General features: G+C 71.1%; 15 protein-coding genes. 7 read left to right on the top strand and 8 right to left on the bottom strand.

What is annotated here, in order from left to right:
• On the bottom strand, positions 1 to 921 hold a 921-nt coding region (locus HY68_RS13650; protein WP_157874441.1), incomplete at its 3' end, for a serine/threonine-protein kinase.
• A 395-nt stretch (positions 922 to 1,316) separates the two neighbouring features.
• Here HY68_RS13650 and HY68_RS13645 point away from each other — a divergent pair.
• Together HY68_RS13645 and HY68_RS13640 are read left to right on the top strand one after the other, a co-directional pair.
• Positions 1,317 to 1,964 carry a TetR family transcriptional regulator gene (locus tag HY68_RS13645; protein ID WP_078863592.1) on the top strand — a complete coding sequence of 216 codons (648 nt, stop codon included), beginning with the start codon at positions 1,317 to 1,319 and terminating at the stop codon, positions 1,962 to 1,964.
• Between the two features lie 165 nt (positions 1,965 to 2,129).
• The gene (locus HY68_RS13640; protein ID WP_041988552.1) at positions 2,130 to 2,813 is read left to right on the top strand and encodes a pyridoxal 5'-phosphate synthase; all 684 of its coding nucleotides are present in this window, start codon (positions 2,130 to 2,132) and stop codon (positions 2,811 to 2,813) included.
• On the opposite strand, the gene HY68_RS13635 is transcribed toward HY68_RS13640, so the two are convergent.
• On the bottom strand, positions 2,759 to 3,523 hold the full coding sequence (locus HY68_RS13635) for a GNAT family N-acetyltransferase (protein WP_063779640.1): 765 nt from the start codon (positions 3,521 to 3,523) through the stop codon (positions 2,759 to 2,761). The genes HY68_RS13640 and HY68_RS13635 overlap by 55 nt on opposite strands.
• A gap of 125 nt (positions 3,524 to 3,648) precedes the next feature.
• Here HY68_RS13635 and HY68_RS13630 point away from each other — a divergent pair, with 125 nt between their 5' ends.
• On the top strand, positions 3,649 to 4,806 hold the full coding sequence (locus tag HY68_RS13630; RefSeq protein WP_041988550.1) for an NAD(P)/FAD-dependent oxidoreductase: 1,158 nt from the start codon (positions 3,649 to 3,651) through the stop codon (positions 4,804 to 4,806).
• A gap of 7 nt (positions 4,807 to 4,813) precedes the next feature.
• Here the strand turns inward: HY68_RS13630 and HY68_RS46050 are convergent, their stop codons facing one another.
• On the bottom strand, positions 4,814 to 4,948 hold the full coding sequence (locus tag HY68_RS46050; RefSeq protein ID WP_277816759.1) for a hypothetical protein: 135 nt from the start codon (positions 4,946 to 4,948) through the stop codon (positions 4,814 to 4,816).
• 18 nt (positions 4,949 to 4,966) lie between these two features.
• Between HY68_RS46050 and HY68_RS13625 the strand changes: the two genes are divergently transcribed.
• On the top strand, positions 4,967 to 5,704 hold the full coding sequence (locus HY68_RS13625; protein ID WP_041988547.1) for an alpha/beta hydrolase: 738 nt from the start codon (positions 4,967 to 4,969) through the stop codon (positions 5,702 to 5,704).
• A gap of 26 nt (positions 5,705 to 5,730) precedes the next feature.
• On the opposite strand, the gene HY68_RS13620 is transcribed toward HY68_RS13625, so the two are convergent.
• Both HY68_RS13620 and HY68_RS13615 read right to left on the bottom strand, forming a co-directional pair.
• On the bottom strand, positions 5,731 to 7,086 hold the full coding sequence (locus tag HY68_RS13620) for an MFS transporter (RefSeq protein WP_241778563.1): 1,356 nt from the start codon (positions 7,084 to 7,086) through the stop codon (positions 5,731 to 5,733).
• 71 nt (positions 7,087 to 7,157) lie between these two features.
• The gene (locus tag HY68_RS13615; protein WP_041995988.1) at positions 7,158 to 8,363 is read right to left on the bottom strand and encodes an MFS transporter; all 1,206 of its coding nucleotides are present in this window, start codon (positions 8,361 to 8,363) and stop codon (positions 7,158 to 7,160) included.
• Between the two features lie 115 nt (positions 8,364 to 8,478).
• On the opposite strand from HY68_RS13615, the gene HY68_RS13610 reads away from it, so the two are divergent.
• Complete coding sequence (locus HY68_RS13610) at positions 8,479 to 9,534, top strand: helix-turn-helix domain-containing protein (RefSeq protein WP_078863591.1); 1,056 nt, start codon at positions 8,479 to 8,481, stop codon at positions 9,532 to 9,534.
• Here HY68_RS13610 and HY68_RS13605 read toward each other — a convergent pair.
• The 3 genes from HY68_RS13605 to HY68_RS13595 form a co-directional block, all read right to left on the bottom strand.
• The gene (locus HY68_RS13605) at positions 9,512 to 10,039 is read right to left on the bottom strand and encodes an ATP-binding protein (RefSeq protein WP_078863590.1); all 528 of its coding nucleotides are present in this window, start codon (positions 10,037 to 10,039) and stop codon (positions 9,512 to 9,514) included. The two genes, HY68_RS13610 and HY68_RS13605, sit on opposite strands and share 23 nt — an antisense overlap.
• 537 nt (positions 10,040 to 10,576) lie before the next feature.
• Complete coding sequence (locus HY68_RS13600; protein ID WP_041988541.1) at positions 10,577 to 11,089, bottom strand: EF-hand domain-containing protein; 513 nt, start codon at positions 11,087 to 11,089, stop codon at positions 10,577 to 10,579.
• 38 nt (positions 11,090 to 11,127) lie between these two features.
• A complete protein-coding gene (locus HY68_RS13595) occupies positions 11,128 to 11,502 on the bottom strand; it encodes an STAS domain-containing protein (RefSeq protein ID WP_041988540.1) in 375 nt (124 codons plus the stop codon).
• 205 nt (positions 11,503 to 11,707) lie between these two features.
• Here HY68_RS13595 and HY68_RS13590 point away from each other — a divergent pair, with 205 nt between their 5' ends.
• Together HY68_RS13590 and HY68_RS13585 are read left to right on the top strand one after the other, a co-directional pair.
• Positions 11,708 to 12,289: a sigma-70 family RNA polymerase sigma factor gene (locus HY68_RS13590; protein ID WP_041988537.1), complete on the top strand. Its 582-nt coding sequence runs from the start codon at positions 11,708 to 11,710 to the stop codon at positions 12,287 to 12,289.
• The coding region (locus HY68_RS13585) for a zf-HC2 domain-containing protein (RefSeq protein WP_041988534.1) at positions 12,286 to 13,383 on the top strand (1,098 nt) is incomplete at its 3' end. The genes HY68_RS13590 and HY68_RS13585, both read left to right, overlap by 4 nt.

The following is a 13,383-nucleotide window of genomic DNA, read 5'->3' as shown; positions in this document are numbered from 1 at the left end:
GCGGGCGGCGGCGGGCGACGGGGTGCGTACGCCGGCCCGGCGGCGCTCGATCATCGCCGTGGCGAGATCGGGCAGCCAGGCCGATGCCGTACCGCTGTCGTCACTGCCGGAGGCGAAGAGGTGCGGGGCCAGCTGGGACTGGAGATCGGCCGGCGAGGGCCTGCGCAGCGGGTCCATCTGCATGCAGGACTCGATGAGCGGCCGCAGCTCGGCGGGCAGGCCCGCCAGGTCGGGGCCCTCGCGCAGCAGCATGAAGACGGTCTCGACGGGGTTGGCGCCGTGGAAGGGTGCGTGTCCGGTGGCGGCGAAGACCAGCGTGGAGCCGAGCGAGAACACGTCGCTCGCGCCCGTCACGCTGCGGGAGTCCCTGGCCTGCTCGGGCGACATGTACGCGGGGGTGCCGACGGCGACGTTCGTCATGGTCAGCCGGGTGTTGGAGACGCCGGACGCGATGCCGAAGTCGATGACGCGCGGTCCGTCCTCCACCACCAGCACGTTCGACGGCTTGAGGTCGCGGTGCACGAGGCTGGCGCCGTGGATGGACTGCAGGGCCTCGGCGATCCCCGCGGCCAGCCAGCGCACGGCCTGGGCCGGCATGGGCCCGCATTCGTTGACGATCTCTTCGAGCGAGGGGGCGGGCACGTACGCGGTGGCCAGCCAGGGCACGGCGGCCCGCGGGTCCGCGTCCACGACGGCCGCGGTGTAGAAGCCGCTGACGGCGCGCGCCGCCTCCACTTCACGCGTGAAGCGCACCCGGAACAGCTGGTCCTCGGCAAGCTCGGTCCGTACGGTCTTGATCGCCACCCGGCGTCCGGACGCCGAGCGCGCGAGATAGACCAGCCCCATGCCGCCGGCTCCGAGCCGTCCCAGCACCTCGAAAGGGCCGATACGTCTCGGGTCGTGCTGCGTCAGCTGCTCCACTTGCCTGCCACCTCCCCGTACGGGCCACAAAGGTACGGCCCCGTGCCCCCTGATTCTTCCTGTCCGGGGCACCGGTTGCGAACCCGGGGGCAGAACGGGGTGTCTCGTCCCGATCGCACCACCCCATCAGCCCTCTCCGCGCTCTCCCCCCGCTCCCTCCCTGCTCTCTCCACGCCCTCGCGCCACTCCCTTCCCGCTTAAATAGAACAATTGCCCAATTGTCCCCACCCGATCCCCGGTCCCGCGCGAACTTGTCCACCGAAGTTGTCCACAGGCTGTTGATAACACTAATGAGTGTGGATATCGGGGCCCGTCCACGCACCGGAACCAGGCGGCCGAAACCCATTTGCAGTCGGCCAAATCGCGCTCCGATCACCCGTCGGTAAGCTGACGGCATGACAGGACAAGTACGCACCGTCGACGGCCGCGTGGCTGGTCGGCGCGGCCAGGCGACGCGACAGAAGCTACTCGACTGCCTCGGCGAGATGCTCAGCTCCTCGCCGTATCGGGATGTCAAAGTCATCGATGTGGCCCGGAAGGCGGGCACTTCACCCGCGACCTTCTACCAGTACTTCCCGGATGTCGAGGGCGCCGTCCTCGAACTCGCCGAGGAAATGGCCAAGGAAGGCACCGGGTTGACCGAACTGGTCTCCGGCCGCTCCTGGGCCGGCAAGGCCGGCTGGCAGACAGCCGAGGAACTGGTCGAGGGATTCCTCGACTTCTGGCGCCGGCACGACGCGATTCTGCGTGTCATCGATCTCGGCGCGGCCGAAGGGGACAAGCGGTTCAACAGGATCCGTACGCGGATCATGAACTCCGTCACCAACTCCCTTACGGAATCGGTCAAGGAGCTCCAGTCCAAGGGCAAGGTCGACAAGGACGTCGTCCCCGCCGCCGTGGCCGGCTCCCTGGTCGTGATGCTCGCGGGCGTCGCCTCGCACCAGAAGGGCTTCCAGGCCTGGGGTGTGAAGCAGGCCGAACTGCGCCCGAACCTCGCCCTGTTGGTCCATCTGGGCATCACGGGAAAGAAGCCCGTCAAGTAACGGCGGGCCCGTCGGAACGGACGGAAGCCCGTAGGGCACCAACGCATCGAAGCGACACCGAGTGAAGGTCCCTGTCCTGTCACGCCGGCGGCGGATCAACCAGCTGATCCCCGCCGGCGCTTCCGTCCCAAGGCGCGACAACCGTCAGACCGGTTGAATGGACGCATGGACGACGATCAGGACGAACAGCGGGACGCGTTCCGCGCCCTTCTGCACACCCAGCGGGTCTGGGAGAACGAACTGCCCGACTTCGACCCCGCCACGACGCCCGAACGGCCCCTGCAGCTGTTCCGCCGCTGGTTCGCCGAGGCGGTCGCCGCCGGGCAGCCCGAACCGCACACCATGACCCTGGCGACGGCCGACGCCGACGGCCGTCCCGACGTACGGACGCTCATGCTGCACGACGCGGACCGGCGGGGGCTGCACTTCGGGACGCACAGGACCAGCCGCAAGGGCCGCCAGCTGGCCGAACGCTCGCATGCCGCGCTCAACTTCTACTGGCCGACGCAGGGCCGGGCCGTAAGGATCAGGGGCCGGGTCTTCGCGGCGCCGGAATCGGAGAGCGACGCGGACCTGCGGGCCCGCTCGACGGGCGCGCTGGCCTCGGCGCTCGTCGGCCGGCAGAGCGAAGTCCTCACCTCGACGGACGAGTTGGCACAGGCGAGTCAGGCCGCGTGGGAACGGGCCGAGCGCGACCCGGAGGCGCCGGTGCCGTCGTGGGCGGGATACATCCTCGACCCGGACGAGGTCGAGTTCTTCCAGGGCGACGATCGCAGACGGCACATCCGGCTGCGCTACCGGCGCGACGACGAACCGGACCTGTGGGAGAAGGAACTGCTCTGGCCCTGACCGGTCTCACTTTGACCGGTCTCGCCCTGACCGGCCCTTGTGGCAGTCACGGTGGGGTCGGGCGCGGGGTCCGTGGCGATCCTGGCGTGCATGTGCACGTCCCGGAACAGGTCGAGCCTGCCCTCCTGGAACATCGCGTCGCGCTGCGTCCCCTCGTACCGGTACCCGCAGCGCTCGGCGATCCGGCAGGAGGCGTCGTGGCCGATGGCGTGGCCCAGCTCGATCCGGTGCAGTCCGGCCTGCTCGAACGCCCACCGGGTGCAGACCTCCAGCGCGCGCCTGGCCACGCCGTGGCCGCGCGCCTCGGGCAGGACCCAGTACCCGACGCGGCCGCTGCGCTGGCGCAGATCGAGCATGCCGAGGCCGACGCTGCCGAGGATCGCGCCGTCAGGCCCGTAAGGGCCGCCGCCCGGCCCGTACGCCCCTCCCCCTCCCCCGCTCCCGCTCCCGTCCCCGTCGGCCACCACGCAGAACTGCGCCATTTCGGCGCGCTCCCAGCCCTCGCGGCGCCGCCGGACGAGTTCCGCGGCGCCCTCCTCCGTACGCACCCGCACCAGCGGGGTGTTCCAGCGCTGGAACTCGGCGTCGCTGAGCCCCCGCAGCAGCGCCGCCTCGTCGCCGGCGCGCCACAGGCGCAGCCGTACGCCGAATCCGCTGATCTCGCCGGGCGGCGGCAGACGCGGTACGGCGGAGTCGGTGAGATCGCTCATCAGCCCATTCAACACATCTACGGGCACAGTGGCGCTCGCACGGCCCTGCGCGCGTGATCGATTCGCAACCGATTCAGGTCTTGACCGAGACCCAACAAATGAGCGCGAGATTACGCTCAGGTTTCATGCGCGCGGATACCGACCTCACCACCGACCGCCCCGTGTACGTCATCGGCGGCGGCCCTGGCGGGCTCGCCGTCGCGGTCGCCCTGCGCGAGCGCGGGATACGTGCCGTCGTACTGGAGAAGTCCGAAGCCGTCGGCGCGTCCTGGCGCGGCCACTACGACCGGCTGCGCCTGCACACCACCCGCCGGATGTCCTCGCTGCCGGGCCTGCCGATCCCGCGCTCCTTCGGCCGGTGGGTCCCCCGGGACAAGGTCGTGCGCTACCTGGAGAAGTACGCGGAGCACCACCGGCTGGAGATCGTCACCGGCGTCGAGGTGACGGGGATCGAGCGCACCGCCGACGACACCGGCTGGCTGCTGCACGCCACCGGCGGCAGGCAGTTGACGGGCAGCGCGGTGGTCGTGGCGACCGGCTACAACCACACCGAGCGCCTGCCGTCCTGGCCGGGCATGGACTCCTTCACCGGCGAACTCCTGCACGCGGGCCACTACCGCAACGCCGAGCCGTACAAGGGCAAGGACGTCCTGGTCGTCGGCGCGGGCAACACGGGCGCCGAGATCGCCGTGGACCTGACGGAGGGCGGCGCGTCCCGCGTCCGCCTGGCGATCCGCACGGTCCCGCACATCGTCCGCCGCTCGACCCTGGGCTGGCCGGCCCAGTCGACGGGCATCCTGGTCCGCCGCCTGCCGACCCGCCTCGTCGACCGCGCGGGCCGTCTGATGGCCAAGCTCGCCGTGCCCGACCTGTCCGACAAGGGCCTGCCCCGCCCCGACACCGGCCTCTACACCCGGGTACGCGAAGGCGCGATCCCGGTCCAGGACGTGGGCCTGCTCAAGGCGGTACGCAAGGGCCGGGTCGAACCGGTGGCGGCGGTGGAGTCCTTCGAGGAGACGAAGGTCGTCCTGGCGGACGGCTCCCACATCACCCCGGACGTGGTGATCGCGGCAACGGGTTACCACCGCGCCCTGGAACCCCTGGTCGGCCCGCTCGACATCCTGGACCCCCGGGGCCGCCCGGTGGTCCACGGCCCCCGCACCTCGCCGAAGGCGCCTGGCCTGTACTTCACGGGCTTCACGAACCCGATCAGCGGCATGTTCCGCGAACTGTCCATCGACGCGAACCGCATAGCGAAGGCCCTGGCCAAAGCGGCTCGCTGACTGCCCGTCAGTTCACCACCTCCCCCGGCGCGTCCGGGCGTCCGGGGGTTTCGCTGCGCGCGATCCGCACCAATGGGGCAAACTGGAAATTCCATGTGCCCAGGTCCGACATGACCGGCGACGCGCCGGACATGAAGCTCATCTCTCGAAGGAGAGCATCATGAGCGACCCGACCAGCCCCCAGAACGCCCCCACCGTCGTCCTCGTGCACGGCGCGTTCGCCGACGCCGGTAGCTGGGCGGCGGTCACCGAGCGCCTGGTGGCCGCCGGAGTACCCGTACGAGCCGTCGTCAACCCGCTGCGCGGGGTCGCCGCCGACGCCGCGTACGTGGCGAGCATGATCAACCAGATCCCCGGCCCGGTCCTCGCCGTCGGCCACTCCTACGGCGGCGCGGTCATCACCAACGCCGCGACCCGGACGCCCAACGTGGTCGGCCTGGTCTACGTAGCGGCGTTCGCGCCGGACGAGGACGAACTGCTGGGCGACATCGTGGGCCGCTCGAAGGACAGCGTCCTGACGACCGCCCTGGAGGAGTACCAGTACCCGACGGGCAACGGCTCCGAGACCGCCACGGAGCTCCAGATCCAGGCCGCCAAGTTCCGCTCGGTCTTCACCGCCGACCTCCCCCAACTGCAGTCCGACGTGTACGGCCTCTCCCAACGCCCCATCGCCGCAGGCGCCTTCGCCGAGAAGAGCGGCCCGCCCGCCTGGAGGAACCTGCCCGTGTGGGCGGCGGTCGGCACGGAGGACACGGCGGCGGGCAGCGACGTGGTCCGCGAAATGGCCCAGCGCGCGGGAGCGGACATCACCGAGATCCGCGGCTCCCACGTCATCATGATCTCCCAGCCCGACGCCGTCACAGAGGTCATCCTGAAAGCCCGCACCAGCCTGAGCTGACCTCGCACCGACGCGCGCCGCGCAGGTCAGGCCGGCGACGGGCTTACCTTCAGGGGGAGTTGGGGGCGGCGGCGGATGACCAGGGCCATCAGGGCTGCCGCGGCGCACAGGGCGCCCGAGGCGTACCAGACCACGTCGTAGGAGCCGAAGGTGTCGCGGGCGACGCCGCCCAGGAAGGCTACGAGGGCCGCGCCGACCTGGTGGGAGGCGAAGACCCAGCCGAAGACGATGGCGCTGTCCTCGCCGTAGTACTCGCGGCACAGGGCGATCGTCGGGGGGACCGTGGCGACCCAGTCGAGGCCGTAGAAGACGATGAAGAAGACCATCGGCGGGTGCACGGTCGGGGCCATCAGCATCGGCAGGAAGATCAGGGAGACGCCGCGCAGCGCGTAGTAGACCGCCAGCAGGCGGCGGGCTTCGAAGCGGTCGGTGAACCAGCCCGAGGCGATCGTTCCGACGACGTCGAAGACGCCGATCACCGCGAGCAGTGAGGCGGCCGCCGTCATCGGCATGCCGTGGTCGTGGGCCGCCGGTACGAAGTGGGTCTTGACGAGGCCGTTCGTGGAGGCGCCGCAGATCGCGAAGGTGCCGGCGAGCAGCCAGAACGGGCCGGTGCGGGCCGCCTTGAACAGCACCTTCACCGCGCGGCCCGCCGCTCCGTGCATCGGGGCCGGCTTGGGTACGAACTCCGGTGCGCCGTAGGCCGGCAGGCCCACGTCCGCCGGGTGGTCACGCAGCAGCAGCCAGACGAACGGGACGACGGCTATCGCCGTCAGCGCGACCGTGATCGAGGCGGGCCGCCAGCCGTGGTGTTCCACCAGCCAGGACAGCAGCGGCAGGAAGACCAGTTGGCCGGATGCGCCGGCCGCCGTGAGGATGCCGGTGACCAGGCCGCGCCGGGCCACGAACCAGCGGTTGGTGACGGTCGCGGCGAAGGCCAGCGCCATCGAGCCGCTGCCCAGGCCGACCAACAGGCCCCAGCACATGATCAGTTGCCAGGCCGCCGTCATCCAGACCGTGAGCAGCGAGCCGATCGAGATGATGGTGAGCGCGATGGCCACCACCCGGCGGATGCCGAACCGGTCCATCAGCGCCGCGGCGAACGGCGCCGTCAGGCCGTACAGCGCGAGGTTGACGGAGACGGCGAAGCCGATCGTGCCGCGCGACCAGTCGAACTCCGCGTGCAGCGGCTCGATCAGCAGTCCCGGCATCGAGGCGAAGGCCGCCCCGCCGATGATGGTCACGAACGCCACGGCGGCGACGAACCACGCCCGGTGGATCCGGCCCGGGTCGCGTCGCGGGCGCGGCGAGGCGGTCGCCCCACGGCGCTGGTCGGTCGGGGTGCCCTCTGCGCCTCGTTCGGTTGTCTGAGTCACGTCCATCAGCATCCGCGAACCCGCCCGTCCCGACGAGTGGCCCGAGGGACACCCTTCGATATGATCGGGCCATGGAGTCATGCCGTCCGGTTCAGGCCGCGGATCGCCCGTACCGCGAACAGCACCCCGCACACCCCCACATTGATCAGCGCCCCCGCCACCAGCACCCGCCGCACCCCGACCGCTTCGGCGACAGGACCCGCCAGCGCCCGGCCGACGGCGAGCATGATCAGCGAGCCCGCCACGTCGTAGGCGTGCAGCCGGTTGAGCGCCTCGTTGGGTATCTGGGTCTGGACCGTGGTCGACCACATCACCAGCCAGAACGCCAGCGACACCCCACCCACGAAGAATCCGGCGGCCAGCAGCGGCACCGGTACGTCGTACGCCAGCACCAGCACGTTCCCGATGACGCCGAACAGCGCGAACGTCCCGGCGAACAGCGGTCTGCGCGGGCGCAGTCGTATCGCCACCAGCCCGCCGGCCACGCTGCCCGCGCCGTTGACCGTCATCATCAGCCCGAACATCGCCGAGCTGTGCCGCTCGGTGACGACGACCGCCTCCAGCGGGGTGAGCGGGCCGAGCACGGTGATGCCGTACACCGACCAGACGGCGATGACCCCCCACAGCCACGGCCGCGCCGCGAACTCCCGCCAGCCGCCGATCAGTTCCGCGAGCATCGACTCGCCGGTGCGCACCACAGCCGTGGGCATCCGGATCAGGAACAGACAGAGCCCGCTGACCGCGAACGTGCCCGCGTCGACCCCGAAGATCGCGCCGGGTCCGGCGAATCCGGCCAGCGCGCCCGCGACGGCGGGGCCCGCCATCGTCGTCAGCGACTCGGCGACCCGCAGCACCGCGTTGCCGCGCTGCACGTCCGGCGCCATCAGCGGCAGCATGCTGGCCACGCCCGGCTGGAAGACGGCGGCGCCGAGCCCGCCCAGCGCGCTGAGCGCGTAGACGAGCGGGAGCGACGGCGCGCCGCCGGCGAACAGCGCCGCCAGCGCGACCGCGCAGACCAGCCGTACGGCGTCGGCCAGGACCATCATCCTGCGCGGCGTGAACCGGTCGGCCAACACCCCGCCGACCAGGACGAATCCGGCGAAACACGCCATCCACGCGCCGAGTGCGAAGCTGACCGCCGAAGCACCGTGCCCGGTGTCGAGGAGCCCGGCGGCCAGCGCGACGGGCACCATGCCGTCGCCGAAGCGGGAGACCGTGCGGGCGACGAAGAAGTACCGGAAGTTCCTGTTCCAGAGGCCGGTGTCCGCCTCCGTCACCGCCATCAGCGGCTGGTCGAGGATCTCGCCGGTCGGCTGCTTTTGATTCACAGACCCGACACTTATCAAGTAAAGGTCTAAACCACCAGTGGGTACTGTGGAGCGCGCGAAGGAGACCACCATGCCGAACCAGCCCGTGCACCGGATCGCCGTCCTCGTGCTCGACGGGGTCATCCCCTTCGAACTCGGCATCCCCCAGCGGATCTTCAACCGCGCCAAAGATCCGGCGGGCGAGCCGCTGTACGAGGTCGTGACCTGCTCCGTACGCGCGCCGGGTCCGGTCCGTACGGACGCCGACTTCACCATCAACGTCGAGAACGGCCCCGAGGTGCTGGCCACGGCGGACACCGTGATCATCCCGGCCTCCTACGAGTCCGACCCGGCCCATACCGAGGGCCGCCTCAGCGACGAACTCGCCGCCGCCTTCGCCCACATCCGGCCCGGCACCCGCATGGTGTCGATCTGCACGGGCAGTTTCTACCTGGCCGCCGCAGGCCTGCTGGACGGCCGGCCCGCCACCACCCACTGGTCCTCCGCAGCGCACTTCCAGCGGCTGTATCCGCTGGTGAAGGTCGACGCCGACGTGCTGTTCATCGACGACGGTGACGTACTGACCTCGGCCGGGGTGGCGGCCGGCATCGACCTCTGTCTGCACATCGTGCGGCGCGACTTCGGCACGGGCGTCGCCAACGACGTCGCGCGGCGCACCGTCGTACCGCCCTACCGCGAGGGCGGCCAGGCGCAGTACATCGAACGCCCGGTGCCCGAGCCGCAGCTGGCGACGACCACGGCGGCGCGCGCCTGGGCGCTGGCCCGGCTGCACGAGCCGATCCAGCTGCGCGACATGGCCGAGCAGGAGTCCATGTCGGTACGGACCTTCACGCGGCGGTTCCGCGAGGAGGCCGGCGTCAGCCCCGGCCAGTGGCTGACGCAGCAGCGGGTCGAACGGGCCAGGCATCTGCTGGAGTCGACCGACCTGTCGGTCGACCAGGTCGCCAGGGACGCGGGGTTCGGTACGGCGCAGTCGATGCGCCAGCACGTCCAGTCGGCGCTCGGCGTGCCGCCGACCGTCTACCGGCGCACCTTCAGGGCGGAGTCCGTCGCCAGCTGGCGCGCCGTGCCGCACCGCCGCCCCGCGTCCGGAGGCGGCCCGCTCACGCCAGACGTGCCGTCGTGACCGGCCGGGACGGCTCGCACTCGCACGCCACCGCGGCGGCCGTCGCGACCACCGGAGCCGGAGCCGCAGCCGTGGCCCCTTCCCCCGCCGCCGCCGTACAGCCGCTCACCCGGTCCACCTCGCACCAGATCTGCTTGCCGCCGCCCTCCGGCTGCCAGCCCCAGCGGTCGGCGAGCCCGTCGACCAGTTCGAGCCCGCGGCCGTTGGTGTCCTCGCCCTCCGCGTGCCGTGGGGTCGGCGGACAGGAGCTGAGGTCGGCGACCTCGACCCGTACGGTCCCGGCGTCGGCAGCCCCCAGCCCGAACAGCATCCGCAGCACGGCCGGGCAGCCCGTGTGCACCACCGCGTTGGTCACCAGCTCCGAGATGAGCAGGATCAGCGTCTCGGCGACCGGCTCGTCATCCTCTATCCCGGAGCCGACGAGCCTCGAACGGGCCCACCTGCGGGCTCGTCCCACTTCCGCCGGGTCGGGCCCGACCTCCAACTGAACCTGAAGCACCTGCACCGCTCACACCATCCGAACCGGCGGACACATCGCCTCGCGCCTCGACAGGGTCCTCGACAGGGTCACACAACGTGATTTCCTTGCGAGACAGCATGGTTGACGTACAGTCACCGCAACAAGCGCTTCGGGCATATTCCAGCGCGAAGGAGTACGCGTGGTGCATACTGTGCGACGCACATTGCGGGGAGTCGAACATGGGCGCGTACGGCGCCCTCGCACCGTGCGAGCGGCGCACATTCGGCTCACCGGAGTCGCCGTACCGGCAACACCGCGACCGTCGCGCCTCACAACTTCTCGCACCCCACGGAGCGTACCGGAGCCGTGACACGACTCCGGCCTGTGACGGTACGCCGTAAGGACACAACCCGGTATCGACCGTGGGCGGCGCGCACACCACGCTCAGTGACGCAGCAGAGTGCTCAGGCCAGAGCTGCCGCCTGCCGCCTGTCCAGGCCGAGTTGCCGACGGTCTACGAATCCGGCGGTCTACGGATCCGGCGGTCTACGGCGCTCCAGCGGTTTACGGCACTCCGGCGGTTTACGGCTCCGGCGTGACGTAGTACTCGGCGAACGCGGCGAGGATCTCGTCCTCGCTGACCTTCCCGTCGCCGTCGGTGTCGAGCCGGGGGCCCACCTGGGCCGCCAGGTCGGGGTCGACGCCCAGGACGCGCAGCGCACGGCCCAGCGATTCGAGCGCCACCCCGCCGTCGCTCTCCTCCGCGATGGCGACGGCCGCGCTGAGGAACGGCCGGGCGATCTCGGCGAACCGCTGGGGGCTGTCCCGCAGCCGCTTCACAGCGCCTGTGACGAACTCCAGCCGCGTGACCCGCTGGTCACCGTCCACATCGGCGATCCCGGCCATGCCCTGCCAGAACGCCTCGGCACCGCTGTAGAGCGCCTGGCCCTTGTCGGAGCGGGCTGTCGTGCCGAACTCGGCGAGCAGAGCCGCCGCCGCCGCGCTGAAGTCCTCGCGATCGATGTAGCCGCTGTGGTCCTGGTCGAAGGCGGCGAAACGGGAAGTGATCTTGCCTTCGTATTCTGCGCTGTCCATGTCGGGAGCGTACGACTCCTGAGGGGCGATGTGTCCACTTACGCGGACAGCGGCTGAGCCCGGTCGTCGACGGCCGACGGCACATCCGGATAGATATCGAACAGACGGCGCACTCCCAGCGCCGCCAGCACCCGGTTGACATGGGAGCCTTCGGCGGCGCCCTGGTCGGGCAGGATCAGGTGGAACCGGCCGTGGCAGGAGCGCATCAGCCGGCGTGAGGCGATCAGGACGCCGACCCCGCTGGAGTCGCAGAAGAACACCTCGGACAGGTCCAGCACCAGATCCCGCTGCCCGGCGGCGACCGCTTCGTGGACGTGCTGGCGCACTTCGGGTGACGTGATCAGATCCAGCTCGCCGATGATGTGCAGCACGGTCCACGGACCGAATGCCGTCTCGTCCACCTTGAGCGTCACGGATCTGGACCCTTCCTCGTCCGGAAGCAATCCGGAACGTACCCTTCCGCGGATCGCTGTTCCGGGGCCCCTGCCCGGTGCCCGTACGACGAAACCTCTTGCCGGCGAGGCTGGCCGTGACGGGGGCGCACTTGACGCAAAGGGGCGTGCGTTGTCCGTCATGCCGACTACATTCGAAGCAGAACCACAGGCGTTGGGGGGTCGGATGGCGAAGGACACACCACCCCGCTGGGACCGCAGGATGCAACAGCGGCTCGCGCGGGGTGAGGCGGCCGCGCTCGGAGAGCTGTACGACCGCTTCGCGTCCCTGATCCACAGCCAGGCCCAGCGCGTGCTCGACGACGACGCGGCGGCCGACGCCGTCACCCGCGAGGTCTTCGGCTACGTCTGGGAGAACCCCGACGGGTACGACCCGAAGCAGGGCTCCATGAAGTCGTGGGTGGCGAAAGTCACACACCGGCAGGCGGTCCTGCGGCTGCGTCAGACGGAGACCGCCGCGTACGAGGCGGGCGGCGGCGACGCCCGGGACGTCGATCCGGCGCAGGCGGCCGAGCTGGAGCAGAAGGTGCGCAGGGCGTCGGCCGCCGCGCGCGCCGACTTCATCGTCACCTCCATGCCCGCGCCGCTGCGGGCCGCACTGGACCTGGCGTACCACCAGCGCAGGAGCTGCCGTGAGACGGCGGAAGACCTCGGCGTGACGGAAGAGGAGACCCGCCGCAGGCTGCGGCTGGGTCTGCAGCTGCTGTCGACGGCCGCCAACACCCCGCCGGACGGACGTGCGCTGTGACGGGACCCTTGGACGGCGACGGAGCGAGCGGCAGCGGCGGGTCCGGGTTTCCCCGGATACCCGGGCCGCGCCCGGCTGCGGACAACCTGGACCCGCTCCCGGACGAGACCCCGCCGCCCCTGCCGACCGCCGCACCGGCCGATACAGCGTCACCGGCCGGCACGAAGCCACCGGCCGGGACCGAGGCGCGGGAAGACGTCCCGCAGGAAGACGTCCCGCACGAAGAGGTGCCGCACGCCGTGCTCATGTCGCTCCTCGGGGCCTGGGCCCTCTCCGCCTGTTCCGCCGACGAGACCACCCTCGTCGAGGACCACCTCACCGAATGCGCGGCCTGCGCCGACGAGGCGCTGCGGCTGCGTGACGCCGTCGAACTGCTCAGGACCGACCGCAGCCTGGACCTCGACCCGCGGCTGCGCTCCCGGGTGCTGGCGAGCTGCCTCAGCCGCAGGCCCGCCCGGATACCGGTGCCCGACTGGGCCGCTCCGTACGACGCCGAGACCGCTCGGCTCGACGCGCTGCTGCGTGACATCGGCGAGTCCGAGTGGCACACGGCCGTGCAGCTCAGGTGGTTCGAGAACGACAAGCCCGTGTCCCGGAACACCACGGTCGCCGGGGTCATCGGCCATCTCTTCACCGTGGACGGTCTGGTGGCCGCCGCGCTCGGCCTGGACGACCCGCTGACGGACCCTGAAGGCACCGAGCCCGAGGAACACGGGGCAGGCCGCCCCGCAGGGCTCAGGACGCCGCCCGTGGCGCCCACCGAGCGCACGGAGCGGTTCTGGCGGGCCGGTACGCGGCAGCCGGCCGTCGGCAGCACCCATGAGCGCTGGCGTGAGCAGAGTCACAGTCTCGTCCGTACGGTGTCGTTCGCCGGCCGGGGCGCGGCCGAGCTGTCCGTGTCGTACGGGGACTTCGCGCTCCCCCTGCGTGACGCGCTGCTGGAGCGCGCCTTCGAGTGCTGGGTGCACGGCGCCGACATCGCGGAGGCGGTGGCGTACCCGTACGACCCGCCGAGCGCGGCCCATCTGCACGGCATGGTCGACCTGGCGGCCCGGCTGCTGCCCGCCACGCTGGCGGCGCGGCGCCGCGGCGGG

Source organism: Streptomyces sp. AcH 505 (genome assembly GCF_000818175.1).
Classification (GTDB): Bacteria; Actinomycetota; Actinomycetes; order Streptomycetales; family Streptomycetaceae; genus Streptomyces.
This window is presented reverse-complemented; position numbering and strand designations above follow the sequence as displayed.